Genomic DNA, 19,787 nt, shown 5'->3' with positions numbered 1-19,787 from the left:
GACCAACTATCTTTTTCCCACTGCTTTTAGGGTGGGTTCAATTCCTTTCTTTCTTATTTTTGATGATTTAGAGGAGAGTAACCAGTTTTCAGTTCATCGAATACGGTTAACCCATCCTCTCATTTTTATTTAATTTGTTAATGAGTCCAAAAATGCATAGAGTTTGGCATTCATTTCTCGATAATCGTAATCACGAATGGCTTGAGGGTTTTGAACAAAGGTCAATTTTGAACTTTGTTCATCTAAAACTTCTTCACCGTCAGCAGCAATCAAGAGATCAACTGCTTCTGGATCAAATTCCAAGTGGGCTTGGAAGGCATAGTGTTTAGAACTGAAGCGAATAATCTGACGTGGGCACCCTTGACTGGTCGCAAGAACAACAGCATCCTCTGACAAACCTGGCATATCGCCATGCCAGTGACCAGTAATTAGAGCTGGTCCAAGAACTTTGACATATTCATCTTTTAAACCAGCTTCAGTTAGCGTTATTGGAAACACACCGATCTCACGCTCAGGGCTGTGTTCATACTCCGCGCCATAGGCAACAGATAGGAGCTGCGCACCAAGACAGACCCCAACAATATAACGATCTGCCTTGATGGCTTTTTGAATCAACTGGATCTCTGCCTGAGGATCGTAGTATGGAAAAGCTTCCCTATCTTCATCTGGTGATTGAGGTCCTCCCATGACGATCAAAAAGTCGATCTCATCCACTGTCTCAGGTAGAGCTTCTTGCTCGTAGACCTTTGTCGTTGTCACCTGATGGCCACGCTCCTGCGCCCATTTTAGATAAGCGCCCGGTACTTCAAATGTTTCATGCAGTACAAAATGTACCTTCATTGTTTCTCCTCCCATCTCTTTCGAATCACGTAAGACAGACTAGCTGCAAGTACAAGCGGGATAGTCAATTTCCAATTTTGGCCTGTAAATCCAAGGCTCAGGGCAATGGCTGTCAGAGGAGCTTTTAAGGTCGTCCCTAAAAAGACGGTCGCTCCTAGTAACATCCCTAGAGCAGGATCCAGATGAATCCCAACTACAGTCAAAAGCAAGGTCACTAGATAGCCAGATCCAATCCCTAAGGCAAATGATGGTGTCAAAGTTCCCCCATAAGCACCATTGCGCAAGAGGAGATAAACCAGAACCCCCTTCACTGCAAGAGTCAGTGGAAGATAAGGAATCGACTGGCTAGACAAGAGGGCTTGCGCTAGTACCTGGCCATTTCCCATAAAGATGGGGAAAAAGGCTACTAGGCTCCCCAGCACTAGAAAGGCTAGAGGAAGAGCCCAAAGAATCGATCCATCCTTCCGCCGTTTGTGACTAGCTCGCTTGGCGAGGAAAGCAAAGACCAGAGCCAAGGGAGTGACTAAGAAAACAATCACAATAGCCTGTAAAAAACTGCTAGCCGACCATGAGACTGCGGACAGGTGATAAACAGCCTCCTGACCAACGATGGGCTGAGCGACCCAGGTGGCCAGATAAGTACTGGTCAAAACCAGTAGAAGATTCTGCCAACTGTAGGCGAGTCCTAAGGTCTCAAAGACGAACAAGCTACTGGCAAAGGGGACCTGATAGACCGCAGCCAAACCAGCTCCAGCCCCACAGGCGATCAAGACTTTTCGCTCTTTGAGAGCTAGTGAGAACCACTTCGCCAAACGACCAGCTAGAAGAGCCCCGACCTCACGTGGGGCTCCTTCTTTTCCGACCGATGTACCTGCTCCGACAATCGCAACCTGCATCCCTGCATGAAGGAGGTGGGCTAAGGGCGCTGGTTCCCTGTCTCCAGCTAAGTCAATTTGCTGGCGAATTGACAGGATCTTATAATGTCTTTGCAGAACATACCAGAAGCCAGCTGCCAAGCACCCAGTCACACACAAAACCAGAAATCTACGGAGACCTCCAGCTTCTTGAAATTGCTGGAGCAAATCCGAACTAGCTTGGCCAAAGGCCAGCTCTTGCACCCCTTCTAGTAGATAATGACAGGCAATTCCGACCAGACCCGTCCCTATTCCCAAGGATAAAGTAGCTAGAAGTAACCTCAGTCCGTAGGGTAGCCTTTGGAGTCGTACTTTCATTGGATTAGAGTTCAGCAAGAATCGCTTTTAACAATCCTTTGAAGTCGCCTTTGACACGCTCTGTCACTTCTACTACTTCTTCGTGGTTGAGCTCTTCTTGGAAACCAGCCGCAAAGTTGGTAATACATGAAATACCAAGAACTTTCAAACCAGAGTGAGCTGCAACGATAACCTCAGGAACTGTAGACATCCCAACAGCATCTGCGCCAAGTGTCTTATATGCACGGATTTCAGCTGGAGTTTCATAGGTAGGACCTGTCACACCGATATAAACCCCATCATCCAACTTGATACCCAATTTGTCCGCTACTTGATGAGCAGTCTCACGGTATTCTGGTGTGTATGCTTTCGACATATCAGGAAAACGTGGACCAAAGTCATCCAAGTTTTCACCGATTAGAGGATTTTGTCCTGTCATATTGATGTGGTCACTGATAGCCATCAAGGTACCAGGACCAAAGCCGATACCGCCAGCAGCATTGGTAACAATCACACCTTCACAGCCCAAAACTTTCATGACACGAACTGGGAAAGTCACCACTTCTAATGGATTTCCTTCGTAGAAATGGAAACGACCTTGAAGGGCTAAAACTTTACGTCCTGCAAGCTCACCGTAAACCAATTTACCAGCATGACCTACAACCGTTGAACGTCCCCAGTTAGGAATTTCAGCGTAGTCTACAACGACTGGATTTTGGATTTCTTCAGCTAGTTCTCCAAGACCTGATCCAAGGATTAAGCCAAACTCAGGAGCTTCAATTCCTTTACCTTTCAAAAAAGCAGCTGTTTCATTGATTTTTGCTAATAATGTCATTGCATGTCTCCTTATTTATGTTTGAAAAATTGACCGATTTTGTCAAAGGTATTCGAGTTACGAATAGTAATTTTGCGATAAAAAGGCAACTTCAGTAGTTGTTTATGGTAAGCTGTTTTAGTGTAGGTTTCTTCTGACAATTTGCCCCAGAAGATTCCACGCTTTCCGAAATGAAGAACTTCATCTAGAAGTTGTAGAGTTTTCACTTTCTCTACAACTGTTTCTACATGTAATCCTTCTGTATAAAAGAGCACATCCTTTCGAGCCATTTCTTGGAACCACCAATCAGGGAGAGTTCTAAGCTCCTCTTCATAGTCTTCTTGAGATACCAAGGAAAAACTTTTGATAAATGGATAATGCACTTCAAAGAAGCCCTGCAGACTCTCAACTAAGAGAGTTCTAGCCTTACTGCTATCAAAGAAAATGTTGCCACTATTAATGTAAGTTACAACATTTTCTAATCCCAACTCTGCCAATTCCTGACGTAGTTGAGCCATCACTACCTTATTCTTTCCACCAACATTGATTCCTCTTACGAGAAGAGCGTAGCGAGTCATCTTAAACTAATTGATCTAGGAAGCTCTTACCAATCATGGCAGTTTCAACGCCAAAGTTATCAGCAATAGTTGCTGAGATATCAGCGAAGTTTCCGACTGGAATTAGACCACTTCCTTTAAAGGATGGGCTGTATGCCAAGAGTGGGATATATTCACGAGTATGGTCAGTACCAGCATAGGTTGGATCGTTCCCATGGTCAGCAGTTATCAAAAGTAGATCATCTTCTCTCATGGCTGCCATAATTTCTGGCAATCGTTTATCAAACTCGTGCAAGCAATCACGGTAACCATGAGGATCGCGACGGTGACCATAAAGGGCATCGAAATCTACCAAGTTTGTGAATGAGAAGCCTTCTTTGAAATCTTCAGATTTCATTGCTTTAATTAAATTATCAATACCATGGCTGTTTGATTTATTATGGCCCATGTCATTGTTGATACCAGCACCGTTAAAGATATCGTTAATCTTACCAACCGCATAAGTATCAATACCGGCTTCATTCAATTTATCCAAAACAGTTGGTGCAAATGGTGAAACAGCCAAGTCACGACGATTGGCAGTACGTGTGAAGTTTCCTGGCTCCCCAACATATGGACGAGCAATGATACGACCTAGAAGGGCAGGACGCTCTAAAGTAATCGAACGAGCGTATTCGCAAATACGGTACAATTCATCCAAAGGAATAATGTCTTCGTGGGCTGCAATTTGAAGAACTGGGTCAGCTGACGTATAGATAATCAACTCACCAGTCTCCATTTGGTGTGGTCCGAAATCATCGATAACAGCTGTACCAGAATAAGGTTTGTTAGCTTCACGAATAACCTTACGGCCTGAAAATTCTTCAATCTTTGTGATAATTTCTTCAGGGAATCCATTCCAGAAAGTATCAAAAGGTTCAGTGATATTAAGTCCCATGATTTCCCAGTGACCGGTCATGGTATCTTTCCCGAGAGAAACTTCTTCTAACTTAGTCGCATAACCAGTAGGGTTGCTTTCAGCTGGAACAGTCTTCAATGGTGTTTCGCGAGGAATATTTCCAAGACCAAGTTTTGCCATGTTTGGTACATCTAAACCTACAGCTTTTGAAATGTGCCCAAGTGTGTCTGCAGCTCCGTCTGGCACTCCTGCATTGACAAAGTTATTAGCATCTGGTGCTGCACCGATTCCTACAGAATCCAGTACCACCAAGTGAATACGATTAAATTTTGGCATAGTGTGTCTCCTTATTGTTTTAATTATTTTGCTTTTGTTGAAGTTAAAATCTGAACACCATTTTGTCCAGCAACGATGACCTTATCCACCATTTGGTTAAACAAGCCGTGCTCAACAACACCAACGATATGATCTAACTCTTTCCCCAAAGCGGTTGGATCTTCAATCACTTTCAAGTCTAAATCAATGATAAAGTTCTGCATATCCGTCACAAAACGTTGACCGTTTTTTTCGCGGAAACTCGGTTTATAGCCAGCTCGTTCAAATCGACGAAAGACTTGTTCGGCACCGTACTGAACAACCTCTACTGGCAATTTAAAAGCACCCAGTTTCTCGACCAGTTTGCTCTCATCGACCACCCAAATGTATTCTTTTGATGGAGTTGCGACAACCTTTTCCATGAGAAGGGCACCACCACCACCTTTGATGCCATTAAACTGACTGTCTACTTCATCCGCACCATCCACAGTTAAGTCTACAAAATCCACTTGGTCAATCGACTTAAGAGGAATCTGGAGGCCTTCTGCCTGTTTGCTGGTTACACTAGAAGTCGTTACAGCTGTAATCTGCAAACCTTCTTCTTTGATACGACGACCTATTTCTTCTACGAAATAGTAGGCAGTTGATCCCGTTCCAAGTCCGACAACCATACCATCTTTGACGAACTCGGCAGCCTTGATACCCGCCATTTTTTTCAGATTTTCCACTTATATACCTCCAAATAGAGCTACTTCTATTATATCATGAATACGCTTCAAATTCATCCAAATATCAGAAAAACCCGAACATTTTATTTCGGGTTTTTGATGCTTATTTAACCATATCAGGGTCATAGTCGTAAAATCCAGTATCCAAGAAACGATTTTTAGGGTGAAGTTTGCGGACTTCTTCATCAAGTAAGAAGGCCTGGTCATGTGTAAAGTTACCTTCTTGAATCAAATTGCGCGCTTGGATAAAGAGTTTTGCAATTTCTACAAAATTTTGGCCTGGAGTGTAGAGACCTTCAAGCTTCCAATGAGTGAAACCATGTTCTACCAATTCAGTTAACTTGGTCATCAAATCAAGGTCATTATTGGCAAAGATATGAGTCCCATGATTGTCTTCAAAAATAGAATAATGGCTCTCTGGGTCACTCGGTTCTGCAAGGAACAAATCACGTTGACGAGATTTTTCATCATCAATCTGTGTGAAATTATAGTAGTTTTGCAAGAGTGGACGCTTCGAATGGTGGATGACACTAGCACCGTATACCAAGACCTCAGCAGGAATTTCTAAAATTTCAGGCATTTTAAAAAGTTCTGCAGATGGGATTTCACGCGCCAAAACTGCTTCTGACGCTCCTGCTTTTTGTCCCCAGAAGTTAATCTGACGACTGCTTGTGACCATGGTTGAGGCATCGTAAATCGTTTTGAAAGAATACTTATCACGGTTAACCACATAAAAGACACCTGCGTCCCCAACTGTGATATAGTCCGTCTTGATTTCTTCTAAAAAGTCCAAGAAGGGCTTGATACGGTCCATCATGTCTTGGTGCATGAGAGCATTGACCGCAACGATTAATTCCTTACCGGCATCATGAATAATTTTTGCGATTTCACGCAATTCTTCATGACTAAAGGTAGTTGGCAAACGAAGACCAAAATCTTTCTCACCGACATAAATGCGGTCGACACCAGCTTCAAGTAGCTGTTTTACTTGTTCAATACTTTCAGCAGTTGCTGTAATGATAATCTTTTCCATAGAGAAAATTATACCACATTTCCAAAAAATCAGCTATATAGAAAAGTGGGTCTTGTTAGTCCAAATTTAAAAAAAGTGAACCGTATCAATAACAGTTCACTTTTTAGATTTATGCTTGTGCCTTTTCAACAAGTCGTCCGTCATTCATCACATAAATACGGTCAACCTTATCTAGTAAGCGAGTATCATGTGTAATCATGACAACACCCCTACCTTGCTCATGGGCAATTGAAGCCAGCATATCCGTAACCTGATAAGCACGTTGTGTATCCAAGCTAGCTGTCGGCTCATCTGCAAGCACGATACTAGGATTATTATAAAGGGCTCTAGCAATTGCAGCTCGTTGGCGTTCGCCACCAGAGAGAGCTTTGGGATAGTGATTTTGAACCTTTTCCAAATACAACAAACTGAACAACTCTTGTCGGTTACTTTTTATAGATTTCTTTTTATCTAAACGGTCAATTAAATCTAATTGCTCCTTTACTGTTAAAAATGGAATCAGATTTGAAGCCTGAAGGATAAAACCAAATTCACTAAAGCGCAAATCCGTTTTTTCTTTTTCAGATAAATGCCCAGTTTCTTTTCCCTTTACTAGAATCTTTCCACTTGAAGCTTCCTGAAGTTGGCCTAAAGTCGTTAAAAAGGTTGTTTTACCTGATCCAGAAGGCCCCACAATCGCTACAAACTCCCCAGCGTTTAGCTGAAAATTGGTCTCATGGAGAGCTGTAACTTTCATATTGCCTTCGCCATAAGTTTTTGTCACTTGAATCATCTCAATTAATGTCGTCATATCATTCTCCTAATCATTTTGCAATCGCTGTAATTGGATCTACTTTAAGTAGACGCGGAAGCGAAATGACGCCACCTAGTAGTGCCATCAAGCAAATGACCAGGCTTAACACAAAGTATGCCAACCAATTAAGGTAGAAAAAGAAAGTCGCAGGTAAGACTAAAATGACAGCCCAAATGGCTAACAAAGCCAATCCTATACCCAAACCAGATAAAAGAAAGATTTGACAGAAAAGGGACCATACGATGGATTTTATCTGAATCCCTTGTGCTCGCATAATTCCATAAAGGCCTAATTTTTGAATGGTAATGATGTAAATAAAAATTCCTACAATCAGACCTGTAATGACAATCATAGCTAGAATCATTCCTGAGAATACATTGACCTGAGGGGTATAGCCAGGAATTTTAGAAATCATTTTTTGAATAGAAATCTGCTTCAAGCCATCGCCAGTCACTTCTACATCATTTTGCAATACTAATGCAGAAATAGATTGATTAGCTTTTGTTGTTCCTTGTAAATTCCAATACGTTGTTAAGCTCGTAAAGACAACAGGTTCTGTGAAAAATTTATTTCCTTTGGTCAAACCGACAATCTTAAAACTTGTTTCACTCCCGTTGAGTTGAATTGCGTCTCCAAGTTTGATGCCATAATTTTCAAAAGACTGATCCACTACCACTTCTTGGTCATTTTCTGGGTAACGCCCTTCAATCAAGGTTGGAGAGATAAAACTGTCCCACTCTTGACCGAAAATAGAGACATTCATCTTGTCACTACTATTGACAAGGTTTGTTACAGCAAACATATAGCTTAGGGGAACAGCATCCTCAGAAATCTTATCCTTGTAGTCTTTTTCTGGTATAAAGGATGCAGTCAAATTGTCATTTGCATAATCGGATAGAACAACTCCTGTTGCATGCCAATTATCGATAGCAGCCCTATTATTTCGAACAAGTCCTAAAGCCAAACTAGTCGTAAAAAAGACCATAAAAGCAATGAGAAAAATGGTAGTTAGAATTAAACTGTATCGCAGTTTATTCTGTAAAATTTCTTTGATAGCAAGATACATGCCAATCTCCTTTAAGTATTCTGTTGTCGAGAAAATACATCTTCCCTCTACACATAGCACTAAAGATAGAAAACTATCTCGTCATGAACAACTAGAATCAATTTAAAAGAATCCTGTCCTTACTTCGAAATTGAATTTATTTGCATCTGTGTATGATTTTTATTCGTTTTAAACATCAAATTTCCCCTCATTAAAATAAGAGGAAAATAATAAAGTTTAAACGGTTTACTCATCCTATCATTTTCCCATCAGCATGTCAAGAAAACTGAAATTGCCCCTGATAACAAATTTTATGCAATTTGTAACAATCCTGTAATAATTCTCTCTTTAAAAAATGATAAAATAGTAATGTACTGTTAAGGAGAGAAATATGCCCGCAAGAAAACTACACCCGTATGAGTTAGAACAAGAAAGTATAAAAACTGCTCAGTTTCAAGATTATGTTCCAGAAAGTACTTCTGTTGCTAGTGTAAAGGAAGTCCTATTTTTTGTAAACATTGCTTGCTTCTGTGTCTTTTTAGCTATCTTTAGTTTTATGTTCTTATCGCTTAAATTGAACACTGTTTTATCATTTGCTTTGGCTATCGGCCTCAGTCTTGTAGCTTTACAATTTCAGCGTACTTTTATCAAGAAAAAATTCAAATAAAAACCTTCGATGAATCGAAGGTTTTTTTATTTATTCTTTCGTTTTGATGGTGTTGAGATAGCAATCTTGACTTCAAAAATTGTTCCGTTAGGTTTGTTATCTTTCACACTGATGCTTCCCTTAAGAGCATCTACGATTTGCTTAGCTAAAGACAAACCTAATCCGAAACCACCCTTTTGACGTGTACGTGCCTTATCAACGCGATAAAAACGATCAAAGATTTTCTTTTTATCAGCTGCAGAGATACCAATTCCATTATCTGCTACCGTTAAATATAGACTGCGTTCTGTCGTTGAAATCTCAAAATAAATATCTCCTTCTTCTTCCGTGTACTTGACAGCATTGTCAAACAGAATGGTCATCAATTGCTTGAGGAGGAGTTTATCTGTGATGATAGTGCGATGAACACGGTTTTCAAAACGAAAGACGCGATTATTTTCAGATGCAATCATTTCATAGTTGGTAAAGATCGTATTAAAGAAGTCAGGTTCCACTTCTCCAAGTTCTGGCTTAATTCCGTCATCTCTACGCGCTAAATTGAGCAAATTCGTCGTTAGGAATCTCATGTTTCTAACTTCTTCCAAACTCGAAGCAATGCTCTCACTTGACTCCATAATAGTCGCTTCTGGTTTTCTAAAAAGTGTTTCCAAACGATTTTGGAGAACAGCTAAAGGAGTCCGTAGTTCATGACTGGCATTCTCCACAAAACTCTGCTGTTTTTGCATACTTTCAAGCAAGGGTTTAACACTGACACGAGCAAGATAGAGACTGGCTAAGATAGATAGAATCCAGAAGCTTGCCATGACCACCACAATTAACTGCTCGTGATTTTGACTAATCTGCTCTAGTTGGCTAGTGTTTACCAAGATTGCAGCATACTTGATATTAGTCGAAACCGAATCAATATTCATTTCCGTCAGGACAACACGGTAAACCTCGTCCTGACCATAGCTATTGACAATATGAAGTTGGCGAATATGGTTTAAATCTTTTTTATTGAAGGTTATCCTATCTAATCCTAAAAAGCGATTTCCAGTCACTAATTGATTCAGATTTGAATCCAGCAAAATAACTTCTGTATTGGAGCTGATTGTAACTCTTTTGTCCGGATTTGAGGTAACATTTCCACCGTTTATATCCTTAACATCTTCTGTTGCACGATTGACCGCCAATTGAATAATATCCTGAGGATTATTGCTCAGTGCTAGAAGTTTCTCATCTACAGACGTGTAAAGACTGGAGTGCATAACCTGCAGGATAATCAAGGTCATAGCAGAGAAAATCAGCGTAAAAACTCCAAAGTTACGGATAAAGTAGCTGAAATCTTCTGCGTACCAATTCTTTTTAAATTTATTAAACATGTTTTAAAATATACCCAACACTGCGTAAGGTTTGGAGATTCTCAGCAAAGGCTGTTCCCTTTAATTTCTTACGAACTTTTGATACATAAACTTCTACAACGGAAATAGTTGTATCACTATCAAATCCCCATAAACGGTCAAAAATCTGTGTCTTTGGTAAGATAACATTTTGGTTTTGAAGGAAATAGACCAAGAGTTCAAATTCTTTACCGAGCAACTCAACAGAAGTATCGTGAACCTTAACCTCATTTGTAGAGAGGTTAACCGTCAAATCTCCATAAGAAAGAGTATTTTCGTTGAATTTCCCAGAACGTTTGAGAAGGGCTTGGATACGCATTTTGAGCTCTTCCAAATAGAAAGGTTTTGTTAGATAATCGTCTGCCCCAAGTTCAAATCCATGTCCTTTGTCATCGAGACTTTCCTTGGCTGTCATGATCAGAACAGGAGTCGAAATACCTTTTTCACGCAATTCTTTTAAAACTTGGAATCCATTTTTCTCAGGCAACATCAAGTCCAATAGTATCAAGTCATAAACGCCACTTTCAGCCTCATAAAGACCTTCTTCTCCATCAAAAACTTGCATGACATCAGCAAAATCATCCAAAAAATCAAAGACTGAATTTGACAGGCCTAGGTCATCTTCCACTAATAGAATTTTGATCATCAAAAATTCCTCCTTATTAGTTTATTATAACAAAAATATCTTAAAAAAAACTCAACTTTCCCTGTTTTTCTAGGAAAAATTGAGTTTTTATCAGCTATTTAGACTTGAATGGATTAAGCCTTGCTGTATGCTGCAACGGCTGCTTCAACTGCTGCTTTTTCACGCTTAATCAATTCAACGCGAGCTGCGATATCCTTGATACCCATGCGGATATTACGGCTAAGGGCTAAGTCAGATACTTGAGGCTCGAAGAAAGCTTTGTATTCTGCTAAGCGTTCTTCAGTTTTAAAGATATTAGAAGGGTAGATGACAAATCGATCAAAGCTCATATCTCCACCAAGAGCTCCCTTAACCCAATCCCAGTTTTCACGCGCCCATGTCCAAGCAGTTTCTTGAGTAGCCTTGTGTCCAAGGAAGTGGAGGTACCACAATGCCAGGTCTTGTGGTTTGACGATAAATTTATCCTTCCAAGTTGCAAGAAGCGTTTGGATATTTTCAGCGTCTGTGCTGTATGATAGGGCTGCAGCTAACTGACGTTTAAAGACTGCATCTGTAGCATGAGTATATAAGTCGAGGTAAAGAGCTACCAAGTCTTTAGTCTCATGGTGTTTCATTTCATTGATGAGAACTTGTGAACGAATAGCTGCTGGAAGACCTGCAAGATTGTCCTTATGAGCTGCAAAGATTTGACTAGCAACTTGGCTCGCTTCCTCATCGTTTGAGCGAATCATCATTGAGATTGTCAATTGACGAACCAATTCGTCCTCATCTGCTTCTCCATCTTTTGCTTCAAATCCAAGACGTTCATAGTTGTAACGAGCAAGTTTCGCTACAAGTGCTTTAAAGGCTTTCTCAGTTTCAGTTCCTTCATTGATAAAGCGTTCGAGAGCTGAAATAACTTGAGAAACTGCAGCAACAACTAGGTAAGATTCTTCTTGTGCCAATTGATCCACAACTGGAAGCAAGTCCGCAAATGAAATGTGACCAGCTTCAGCAAGCAAACGACGTTCTTGAACGATTTGAAGTTTACTTGTATTATCAAGTTCTACTAATTCTGAAAGGATAGCATCCAGCAACTCACCTTGATAGTCTGTAATGTAGTGGGCTGTATTTTCTGTGTTTAGTCGAAGGGCTGTTTTGTTCTCAGCAAGCAAAGCAGCATATCCAGGAATCTCAATGCTTTCAGTTTCAAGAGTATCAGGTAAACCTTTCCAGTTACTGTTAAGCGGTACTACCCATAGACGATTCTTGTCTTCGTGCTCACCGATGAAGAATTGTTTTTGTGAAATCTTCAATACATCATTTTCAACTTTAACAGTTAAGACTGGATAACCAGGCTGCTCCAACCAAGAATCCATAAAGGCTGCCACATCACGACCTGATGCTTGACCAAGAGCGTTCCATAAGTCACGACCAATAGTATTTCCATATTGGTGTTTTTCAAAGTAGGCACCTAAACCTTTAGCAAAATCAGCATCTCCTAGCCAACGACGAAGCATGTGCATGAGACGGCTACCCTTAGCATAAACGATTGCAGGGTCAAAAAGAGTATTGATTTCATCTGGATGGCTTACTTCTACGTGAACTGACTGAACACCATCTGTCGCATCACGTTTTAGAGCTGAAGGAACACCACTTGTTTGGAAGTCCTCAAAGATATTCCAACTTGGCTCGATGGCATCTACACAGACATATTCCATCATGTTAGCGAAACTTTCATTGAGCCAAAGGTCATCCCACCACTTCATAGTTACGAGATTACCGAACCATTGGTGAGCAAGTTCATGGGCAATGACAAGGGCAACTTGTTGACGGCTAGCAAAAGTAGAGTTCTCATCCACTACCAAGTAAACTTCACGATAAGTGACAAGACCCCAGTTTTCCATGGCGCCTGCTGAGAAGTCAGGAAGAGCGATATGAAGAGATTGAGGAATTGGATATTTGACACCATAGTAGTCTTCGTAAAACTCGATAGAGCGAACAGCGATGTCTAGGGAGAAATCAAGGTTTGAAAGTGGATGTGCCTTGGTTGAGTATACACCTACCAAAGTACCATTTTTAGTTGTAGCAGTAACTCCTTGCAAATCACCAGCCACAAAAGCGAGCAAGTAAGAAGACATACGTGGAGTTGTCTCAAATTTCCAGATACCAGTTTCCTTACGGTTTTCAACGTCAATCTCAGGCATGTTTGACAAGGCTAATTCGCCTTCTGATTGGTCAAAACGAAGAGAGAGGTCAAAGGTTGCTTTAGCTTCTGGCTCATCCACACATGGAAAGGCTTCGCGGGCAAAGTGGCTCTCAAACTGAGTTGACAAGACTTCCTTCTTAACCCCATCAACTGTGTAGTAAGATGGGTAAATTCCTGTCATGTTGTCTGTGATTTTACCTGAAAACGAAAGAACCAATTCAACCTGACCCGCTTGCGCAAGTTCGATATGAAGAGCTTCGTTTTCATTGTCAACTGTAAATGGACGAGCCTGACCTGCTACTTCTAAAGAAGCAATCTCCAAGTCTTTTTGGTGAAGGGAAATACGGTCGCTTTTAGCTTGACCTGTGATAGTTACTTTCCCTGAAAAAGTCTTGGTCTCGCGACTCAAGTCCAAAAATAAATCATAATGTTCAGGAACAAATTTTTCAATGTAATGTTCTACTGCTTGCATCATATTCTCCTATTCTAAATTTCTGAGCGAATGCTCTAGTTCAAACAAACCTATTTTATCATAATTTAGGACAGAAAAAAGGTTTTAAACTACTTTTGGAAAAATTTTGTCTTTTTGAACTTGATATATAAGAAAAAAGTTTCCGAAACACTTTCATCTTCTAGATTTTAAACCGTTTTTTAGAAACTGTCAAAAATAGTAAAAAAATACCTAAATTTATATGAAATTTACATCAAATTTATTGACTATTTCACATGTTAATGCTAGAATTTGATTGGTATCATTAATACCATGTTATAACATTCATTTTGTCTTACTTTTTCATTACTATTTTACAGTTAATTTATTAGTTTTTTTCTGTAATGAATCATATTTATTCAGAAATTCAGAGTTCTCTTCTAAATAATGTTAACATGTATTCTCCTTCATGAAGAAAACTAATAGAAAATCCATTCTACGTTTTACTATCAAACAAATTGTAGACTAGTTGATAATATACGGAGATTGAAAAACTAGTGTAATTTTATCTACCTTGGAGCAGTAGCAAAATTACACTAGTTGTCGTAGTTAAACTGTAAATCTTGTTAATGATAAAAGTAAACATTTGGAGCGTTAAAACTAAATAAAAAGATTTTATAGAAGAAAGGATTTGGGGAAATTGAAATCTCTATATAAAAAACTATTTGCGTTTGTAGCAATGTTCAGTGTAGTTGCTCTTGGTTTGTCAATCATTAACCCAGTTTCTGCAGCGACTGTTACACCAACCATTACAAACCTCAAAGCAGATACAACTGGTCAAAAAGTTACATTTTCTTTTGATTGGGACTTGACAGGTATATCTGTTAAAGAAGGAGATACTTTTACCATCGACGCTCCCGAAGGTTTGAATATCACAGAACTCGCAACGCAATCTCTTCAAGCCAACGGTGCTGAAGTAGCTACCTTGTCAATGACAAACAAGAAGATTACTTTTACTTTTAAAAAAGCAATCGAATCCATGAACCAAAACGTTAAGGGTGGATTCCAATACCGAGCAGTGTGGGATAGCACTCCAGGAAATCCTGGAAACAAGACTGCAACTTCTAAAGTCGGTTCAGAATCTGTCATCATTACACGTCCTGATGGTCCTGGTGTATTTGAATCTGTATTGAATAAGTACAACCTAGATGGTTCCTATGTAACTAAGCAATTCAAATTAGATGCATCTGAAAACTATGCATGGATGAATGTTGGAGATGACTACTATCTAACAAAATGGTTCATCCGTATCAACGGAGATGGCAAAAAACAAGCCATCACAAACCCAGTTGTTTCAGATAAAATCCAAGCTCCAGCGGTAGACTACTCAAAAATCACTTTTGCTCCTGCTGCAAACCATGCTGCAAGTGAATTCTTCGTGGGTACTTACTTGAAACCATCATTCACTTTGAGAAAAGGTGGACAAGTGGTTGCTTCAGGTTGGGACTTCTGGAAACATGTGAAATTCGATGCAGACGGTAATGGATTTACTGTGAATTTATCAGATGTCAGTGATGTATTCAAAACAGCTACAGACGATGAGTTAATCGTTGAATACTGGACATTAATTCCTAAGACAACCATCCGTATCGATAACAACGCTACCTTGACTTCAGATGAAATCACAACACCTCAAACAGATCCAGCTTTCTGGAACAACAATGAGTTGAAATTCTGGGTTTCTGGTGACACAACTGTGACCGTTCAGAAAGAATGGGTTGGTGACGAAGAGGCTGACCGTAAAGATATTACTGTTCAATTGTATGCTGACGGCCAAGCCTTAGAAGGGTTGACACAAACTCTTACAAAAGCTTCTGGTTGGAAAGCAGAATTTACTAAATTACCAGGTATCAAAGACGGTAAGAAGATTGAGTACTCAGTAGTGGAAACAAACACACCTGAAGGTTACACTTCAAAAGTTGAAAAAATTGATGATAACAACGTGATTAAAGTAGTCAATACATCAAACAAACCAACTACAACAACCACTACAACTACTACTACAGAGTCTACGTCTACATCTACTACAACTACAGAGTCTACGTCTACGACTACATCTACTACAACTACAACTGAAGAGCCTAAGACTTCATCTTCAACTACTACAACTACGACTGAAGAGCCTAAGGCTTCAACTTCAACTACTACAACTACGACTGAAGAGCCTAAGACTTCATCTTCAACTACTACAACTACGACTGAAGAGCCTAAGGCTTCAACTTCAACTACTACAACTACGACTGAAGAGCCTAAGACTTCATCTTCAACTACTACAACTACGACTGAAGAGCCTAAGGCTTCAACTTCAACTACTACAACTACGACTGAAGAGCCTAAGACTTCATCTTCAACTACTACAACTACGACTGAAGAGCCTAAGGCTTCAACTTCAACTACTACAACTACGACTGAAGAGCCTAAGACTTCATCTTCAACTACTACAACTACGACTGAAGAGCCTAAGGCTTCAACTTCAACTACTACAACTACGACTGAAGAGCCTAAGGCTTCAACTTCAACTACTACAACTACGACTGAAGAGCCTAAGGCTTCAACTTCAACTACTACAACTACGACTGAAGAGCCTAAGGCTTCAACTTCAACTACTACAACTACGACTGAAGAGCCTAAGGCTTCAACTTCAACTACTACAACTACGACTGAAGAGCCTAAGGCTTCAACTTCAACTACTACAACTACGACTGAAGAGCCTAAGGCTTCAACTTCAACTACTACAACTACGACTGAAGAGCCTAAGGCTTCAACTTCAACTACTACAACTACGACTGAAGAGCCTAAGGCTTCAACTTCAACTACTACAACTACGACTGAAGAGCCTAAGGCTTCAACTTCAACTACAACTACGACTCCAGAAGAGCCAACTAGTCAAAACAGTAGTGAAGAAGAATCAAGCTCTACAACAACCACAACTCCTGAGTCTACAACGTCATCTACAACGACTACGACTCCAGAAGAGCCAACTAATCAAAACAGTAGTGAAGAAAAGTCAAGTTCTACAACAACAACTCCAGAATCTAATGATTCAACAACTCCAGGTTCAAATGGTTCAACATCATCAACTACTCCTGGAGAAGCTACAACCGATTCAACAACTGGAGACGAACCAGGGCTTCCAAATACTGGTGAGCGTAATAGCCTAATCGTTTCTATTGCTGGTGTTGCAATGCTTATCGTTGCTGTAGGAACAGTTTTACATTATCGTAAAAAATAATCAACCAATGTAGAAGTGATATGAATAGGGATTCCAAAGACAAACATCTTTGAAAACTTTATCCAATAACTTTACTTGTTAGATTCAAAAAGCGGACATGATTGTCCGCTTTTTGTTTACTCGTTTTATCATTTAAAGTCAGAAAAAAGCTTTGGACAACTACTTCCAAAACTTTCTTTTTCAATCTACAGTGGGTAGACCTTGCGAAATTCTTCCAAAACCACCTTGCTGTCAGGTGTAAAAGTCAGTCCTGCTTCTCCTAACCAGTCTTTGAAAAAGTCTTCATGAACCTGACGCCAATAGGCTAAAGATTTGTCACCTTCGCCTTCCTTGTGTGCATGGTCAGCAGACACTTGATGGAAGGGCTGAACGGAAACCTTGGTAATTTCGACAATGCAGACAGCCTGGTTTTGACTGTCTAAAATAACATCTAAGGTCCCTTCTTGTGGAAGGGGTTCATCCTCTACTGCGTAGAGATCGTAAGCTGAGGCAGTTGCTGTTTTTTCGCCTTTAAAGACCAGATCCGCTAAAAGGTCCGGGTCCACTCCAAATGCCCAAGCGTCTATCTCATCTCCGATAGAAGGGTTGATTTGCTTGTAGGCATTCCACATTTCTTGAGGTGTCATAGGTTGCTCCTTTGTATTTTTTTACTTTCTTCTTTTACACGTTTGAGATGATATGGATGGTCAATCTCTAAATTAAAAATCTCTGGAATAGAACTATAATGGATAATGCACTTGATATCCATCTGATTCATTTTTTGTATGAAAGAAGCATTCAGATAGCCTGCTACAGCAAAGTCAATCTTTTTCATACTTGCTTTATCCTGCATATCTCTCAGCATATCTAACATTATTGGACTTTCCATATCATGCCATTGACTGTTTCTCGCAGTCGCAAAAACAAAAGAAGTCAAATCATTCATTCCAACTATAATTTTTGAAATACCCGTTTCCAGTATCCTGTCCAAGTCAAAATAAGCTGACGGTAATTCAATCATTGTGCCGACTTTTCCAGTAAAACCATGCTGGTGCAATACTATAGTAGCTTGTTTTAATTGGTCGGCATCATTGACAAAAGGAAAAATAACAGACAGATTGGGATTTGTTTGATAAACTTCTGTAACGACATTTGCCTCAGCCTGAAATTCATTCGGACACGCCAATAAACGCCTAGTTCCTCTATATCCAAATAGGGGATGATTTTCATCAAAATGCTCTTTAGTCCCCTCTAAACAATTAGCTTCTGTATTTGTTAACTCTGAAAAACGATACCAAACCTCTTCATCTGAGTACAAGGAGCAAATGGTATCTAGATAATCTTTTACAAATTGCTGACAACTTGGTAACAGGATGTTTTGATTGATCTCTCTAAGTAAGTATTCTCCACGAATCATACCGACGTGGTGCAATAACTGAGGATAAACTTTTTCAACAATTTGTTCTCCACTAAGGACAAGTTGGTTTCTCATCATTCACCTTCCAATTCATGTAGGAAGTCTTATCCAGCTCTGGAAATCCTAATAATTCAGACTTAACCTTCAAGACTAATGGCGATGCATTTTCTTGGGTCATCTGCTCAATAGGGACCCAAATTGCATTTGCTGAATCATTGCTTCCGTCAAGAACCTCCAGAGAAAGGGGTTTTTGAGGGCCTCCGAAATCGAGTACGATATCATAAAAGGCCATGATATGATGTACTGCGAAGTCTTGCCCTTTTTCATGAACCAGTACATCATAAATCCTAGGATTTGAATACTGGCTAAGCATATAACCCGTCTCTTCCAGAACTTCTCTCTTGAGGGTTTCAGTCAGCCCCTCACCTAGTTCTTGACTACCACCAGGTAGATCAAAACGATGTTGATAGGGGCCTCTTGTTTTTTCAATACAGAGCAATTTCCCATTCTCAAAGCAAATGCCATAGACACCAAAGTGTTTTTTGATTTCCATCAGATTCTCCTACTTCAAGCTCCATCCACCGTCAATCGTCAGGATTTGTCCTTGCATGGCTCTTGCTTTTCCACTAGCCAAAAAGATGCTGACTTCTGCTACTTCCTCTGGCTCAATCCAGCGTTTGATAGGTGTTTCACTGGTTACCCAGTCTGCTAGTCCGCCTGGTTCAAAGTCTGCTGCGGTCATAGCTGTCTTGACCGCTCCTGGAGCGATACCGAATACCTGGATACCAGCTTCAGCATAGTCTAGTGCCAACTGTTTGGTAAATCCCGCCAAGGCGTGTTTAGATGAAGTATAGGCGTGTCCACCTCCGCCAGCTAGGTTTGAAGCAATTGAACACATATTGATGATGGTTCCTCGCTTGTATTCCAACATTTGAGTCAAATAATAGCGAGTCAACTCTACTGGAGTCAAATAGTTGATTTCAAAAATCTCTTGAATTTCTTGGGCAGATTGTTCCAGTAAAGGTTTGTAGTCATCCAAAATTCCGGCAGTATTACACAGAATATCAACTTGAGGACACCAGTCAAAAATAGGTTCCAAGTCAAGTGTTAAATCACGTTGTAAAAAGTGAAAGTTACCTTGCAAGTCAGGTTTTTCACCCTGATCAACCCCATAAACCTGATAACCATTTTCTAAAAAGAGACGTGCTTGTGCAAGACCAATCCCTGAGCTAACACCTGTAACTAAGACGCGTTTAGTCATGAACTTCCACCCAGTCTGTGGCTAGGACGTCACAAGGAGTCGGACTCCACATAGAAAAACCTTCCCCTTCACCAGACACGTTGATGAGGAAATAAGGTGTCACTTCAAGAGCGACCCCATTTTGTTCAATGGTATCAAAGAGCTGGACATAGTTTTCAGCTCCTCCCCAACCAGTACGCACATATTTCTTTTTTGCCTTTAAGCCTGGTAAAATTTCTTCAAATGTCATATTTTTCTCCTTAATAGTTCTCTTGTTTTATTATAACAAAAAACCGTTTTTCAACGGTTTTTTGA

Annotated in this window: 19 protein-coding genes; 2 read left to right on the top strand and 17 right to left on the bottom strand. The window is 40.1% G+C overall.

Annotation, left to right across the window (positions count from 1 at the left end; all coding sequences use genetic code 11):
- Positions 1 to 129: 129 nt before the first annotated feature.
- The 9 genes from ACXYSN_RS01440 to ACXYSN_RS01400 form a co-directional block, all read right to left on the bottom strand.
- Positions 130 to 840, bottom strand: a complete 711-nt coding sequence (locus tag ACXYSN_RS01440; RefSeq protein WP_458635899.1) for a type 1 glutamine amidotransferase — start codon at positions 838 to 840, stop codon at positions 130 to 132.
- Positions 837 to 2,072: a chloride channel protein gene (locus ACXYSN_RS01435; RefSeq protein ID WP_458635898.1), complete on the bottom strand. Its 1,236-nt coding sequence runs from the start codon at positions 2,070 to 2,072 to the stop codon at positions 837 to 839. The genes ACXYSN_RS01440 and ACXYSN_RS01435 overlap by 4 nt, the downstream gene beginning before the upstream one ends.
- 4 nt (positions 2,073 to 2,076) lie before the next feature.
- A complete protein-coding gene (locus ACXYSN_RS01430; protein ID WP_303943926.1) occupies positions 2,077 to 2,886 on the bottom strand; it encodes a purine-nucleoside phosphorylase in 810 nt (269 codons plus the stop codon).
- Positions 2,887 to 2,897: 11 nt separating this feature from the next.
- Positions 2,898 to 3,443 carry a DUF1697 domain-containing protein gene (locus tag ACXYSN_RS01425; RefSeq protein ID WP_458635897.1) on the bottom strand — a complete coding sequence of 182 codons (546 nt, stop codon included), beginning with the start codon at positions 3,441 to 3,443 and terminating at the stop codon, positions 2,898 to 2,900.
- Between the two features lies 1 nt (position 3,444).
- Complete coding sequence (locus ACXYSN_RS01420) at positions 3,445 to 4,656, bottom strand: phosphopentomutase (RefSeq protein ID WP_458635896.1); 1,212 nt, start codon at positions 4,654 to 4,656, stop codon at positions 3,445 to 3,447.
- A 23-nt stretch (positions 4,657 to 4,679) separates the two neighbouring features.
- Positions 4,680 to 5,363: a ribose-5-phosphate isomerase RpiA gene (rpiA, locus tag ACXYSN_RS01415; RefSeq protein ID WP_458635895.1), complete on the bottom strand. Its 684-nt coding sequence runs from the start codon at positions 5,361 to 5,363 to the stop codon at positions 4,680 to 4,682.
- A gap of 103 nt (positions 5,364 to 5,466) precedes the next feature.
- Entirely contained in the window at positions 5,467 to 6,396 is a 930-nt protein-coding gene (locus tag ACXYSN_RS01410; RefSeq protein WP_458635894.1) for a peptidase U32 family protein, read from the bottom strand.
- A 109-nt stretch (positions 6,397 to 6,505) separates the two neighbouring features.
- Positions 6,506 to 7,186, bottom strand: a complete 681-nt coding sequence (locus tag ACXYSN_RS01405) for an ABC transporter ATP-binding protein (RefSeq protein ID WP_458635893.1) — start codon at positions 7,184 to 7,186, stop codon at positions 6,506 to 6,508.
- A gap of 13 nt (positions 7,187 to 7,199) precedes the next feature.
- On the bottom strand, positions 7,200 to 8,255 hold the full coding sequence (locus ACXYSN_RS01400) for an ABC transporter permease (protein WP_458635892.1): 1,056 nt from the start codon (positions 8,253 to 8,255) through the stop codon (positions 7,200 to 7,202).
- A gap of 370 nt (positions 8,256 to 8,625) precedes the next feature.
- Between ACXYSN_RS01400 and ACXYSN_RS01395 the strand changes: the two genes are divergently transcribed.
- Positions 8,626 to 8,901, top strand: a complete 276-nt coding sequence (locus ACXYSN_RS01395) for a DUF3270 family protein (protein ID WP_458635891.1) — start codon at positions 8,626 to 8,628, stop codon at positions 8,899 to 8,901.
- Between the two features lie 26 nt (positions 8,902 to 8,927).
- On the opposite strand, the gene ACXYSN_RS01390 is transcribed toward ACXYSN_RS01395, so the two are convergent.
- From ACXYSN_RS01390 to ACXYSN_RS01380, 3 genes are all read right to left on the bottom strand, one after another.
- A complete protein-coding gene (locus tag ACXYSN_RS01390; protein WP_458635890.1) occupies positions 8,928 to 10,262 on the bottom strand; it encodes a sensor histidine kinase in 1,335 nt (444 codons plus the stop codon).
- Complete coding sequence (gene ciaR / locus ACXYSN_RS01385; RefSeq protein ID WP_016465655.1) at positions 10,255 to 10,926, bottom strand: two-component system response regulator CiaR; 672 nt, start codon at positions 10,924 to 10,926, stop codon at positions 10,255 to 10,257. The genes ACXYSN_RS01390 and ciaR overlap by 8 nt, the downstream gene beginning before the upstream one ends.
- Positions 10,927 to 11,039: 113 nt before the next feature.
- Positions 11,040 to 13,586, bottom strand: coding sequence for a M1 family metallopeptidase (locus ACXYSN_RS01380; protein ID WP_458636404.1), 2,547 nt, complete (start codon positions 13,584 to 13,586; stop codon positions 11,040 to 11,042).
- Positions 13,587 to 14,244: 658 nt separating this feature from the next.
- Between ACXYSN_RS01380 and ACXYSN_RS01375 the strand changes: the two genes are divergently transcribed.
- Positions 14,245 to 16,836 carry an LPXTG cell wall anchor domain-containing protein gene (locus ACXYSN_RS01375; RefSeq protein WP_458636403.1) on the top strand — a complete coding sequence of 864 codons (2,592 nt, stop codon included), beginning with the start codon at positions 14,245 to 14,247 and terminating at the stop codon, positions 16,834 to 16,836.
- Between the two features lie 185 nt (positions 16,837 to 17,021).
- Here the strand turns inward: ACXYSN_RS01375 and ACXYSN_RS01370 are convergent, their stop codons facing one another.
- Genes ACXYSN_RS01370 through ACXYSN_RS01350 form a run of 5 tightly spaced genes read right to left on the bottom strand, consistent with a single transcriptional unit; the run spans position 17,022 to position 19,722 of the window.
- Positions 17,022 to 17,462 (bottom strand): ASCH domain-containing protein, encoded by a 441-nt coding sequence (locus ACXYSN_RS01370; RefSeq protein ID WP_458635889.1) that lies wholly within the window; start codon positions 17,460 to 17,462, stop codon positions 17,022 to 17,024.
- Positions 17,459 to 18,307: a putative PEP-binding protein gene (locus tag ACXYSN_RS01365; protein ID WP_458635888.1), complete on the bottom strand. Its 849-nt coding sequence runs from the start codon at positions 18,305 to 18,307 to the stop codon at positions 17,459 to 17,461. The genes ACXYSN_RS01370 and ACXYSN_RS01365 overlap by 4 nt, the downstream gene beginning before the upstream one ends.
- Positions 18,285 to 18,785: an NUDIX hydrolase gene (locus tag ACXYSN_RS01360; protein ID WP_458635887.1), complete on the bottom strand. Its 501-nt coding sequence runs from the start codon at positions 18,783 to 18,785 to the stop codon at positions 18,285 to 18,287. The genes ACXYSN_RS01365 and ACXYSN_RS01360 overlap by 23 nt, the downstream gene beginning before the upstream one ends.
- A gap of 9 nt (positions 18,786 to 18,794) precedes the next feature.
- Positions 18,795 to 19,493 carry a 3-oxoacyl-ACP reductase gene (locus ACXYSN_RS01355; RefSeq protein ID WP_458635886.1) on the bottom strand — a complete coding sequence of 233 codons (699 nt, stop codon included), beginning with the start codon at positions 19,491 to 19,493 and terminating at the stop codon, positions 18,795 to 18,797.
- On the bottom strand, positions 19,486 to 19,722 hold the full coding sequence (locus tag ACXYSN_RS01350) for a DUF2829 domain-containing protein (protein ID WP_000141913.1): 237 nt from the start codon (positions 19,720 to 19,722) through the stop codon (positions 19,486 to 19,488). The genes ACXYSN_RS01355 and ACXYSN_RS01350 overlap by 8 nt, the downstream gene beginning before the upstream one ends.
- Positions 19,723 to 19,787 lie beyond the last annotated feature (65 nt).

Source organism: Streptococcus sp. V869 (genome assembly GCF_054353515.1).
This window is presented reverse-complemented; position numbering and strand designations above follow the sequence as displayed.

Excerpts from the sequence above, each read along its gene's own strand:
- ACXYSN_RS01350 (WP_000141913.1), bottom strand. The coding sequence starts at position 19,722 with ATGACATTTGAAGAAATTTTACCAGGCTTAAAGGCAAAAAAGAAATAT.
- ciaR (WP_016465655.1), bottom strand. The coding sequence starts at position 10,926 with ATGATCAAAATTCTATTAGTGGAAGATGACCTAGGCCTGTCAAATTCA.
- ACXYSN_RS01395 (WP_458635891.1), top strand. The coding sequence starts at position 8,626 with ATGCCCGCAAGAAAACTACACCCGTATGAGTTAGAACAAGAAAGTATA.
- ACXYSN_RS01355 (WP_458635886.1), bottom strand. The coding sequence starts at position 19,493 with ATGACTAAACGCGTCTTAGTTACAGGTGTTAGCTCAGGGATTGGTCTT.
- ACXYSN_RS01380 (WP_458636404.1), bottom strand. The coding sequence starts at position 13,586 with ATGCAAGCAGTAGAACATTACATTGAAAAATTTGTTCCTGAACATTAT.
- ACXYSN_RS01420 (WP_458635896.1), bottom strand. The coding sequence starts at position 4,656 with ATGCCAAAATTTAATCGTATTCACTTGGTGGTACTGGATTCTGTAGGA.
- ACXYSN_RS01440 (WP_458635899.1), bottom strand. The coding sequence starts at position 840 with ATGAAGGTACATTTTGTACTGCATGAAACATTTGAAGTACCGGGCGCT.
- ACXYSN_RS01370 (WP_458635889.1), bottom strand. The coding sequence starts at position 17,462 with ATGACACCTCAAGAAATGTGGAATGCCTACAAGCAAATCAACCCTTCT.
- ACXYSN_RS01400 (WP_458635892.1), bottom strand. The coding sequence starts at position 8,255 with ATGTATCTTGCTATCAAAGAAATTTTACAGAATAAACTGCGATACAGT.
- ACXYSN_RS01360 (WP_458635887.1), bottom strand. The coding sequence starts at position 18,785 with ATGGAAATCAAAAAACACTTTGGTGTCTATGGCATTTGCTTTGAGAAT.
- ACXYSN_RS01365 (WP_458635888.1), bottom strand. The coding sequence starts at position 18,307 with ATGAGAAACCAACTTGTCCTTAGTGGAGAACAAATTGTTGAAAAAGTT.
- ACXYSN_RS01410 (WP_458635894.1), bottom strand. The coding sequence starts at position 6,396 with ATGGAAAAGATTATCATTACAGCAACTGCTGAAAGTATTGAACAAGTA.
- ACXYSN_RS01405 (WP_458635893.1), bottom strand. The coding sequence starts at position 7,186 with ATGACGACATTAATTGAGATGATTCAAGTGACAAAAACTTATGGCGAA.
- ACXYSN_RS01390 (WP_458635890.1), bottom strand. The coding sequence starts at position 10,262 with ATGTTTAATAAATTTAAAAAGAATTGGTACGCAGAAGATTTCAGCTAC.
- ACXYSN_RS01430 (WP_303943926.1), bottom strand. The coding sequence starts at position 2,886 with ATGACATTATTAGCAAAAATCAATGAAACAGCTGCTTTTTTGAAAGGT.
- ACXYSN_RS01425 (WP_458635897.1), bottom strand. The coding sequence starts at position 3,443 with ATGACTCGCTACGCTCTTCTCGTAAGAGGAATCAATGTTGGTGGAAAG.
- ACXYSN_RS01435 (WP_458635898.1), bottom strand. The coding sequence starts at position 2,072 with ATGAAAGTACGACTCCAAAGGCTACCCTACGGACTGAGGTTACTTCTA.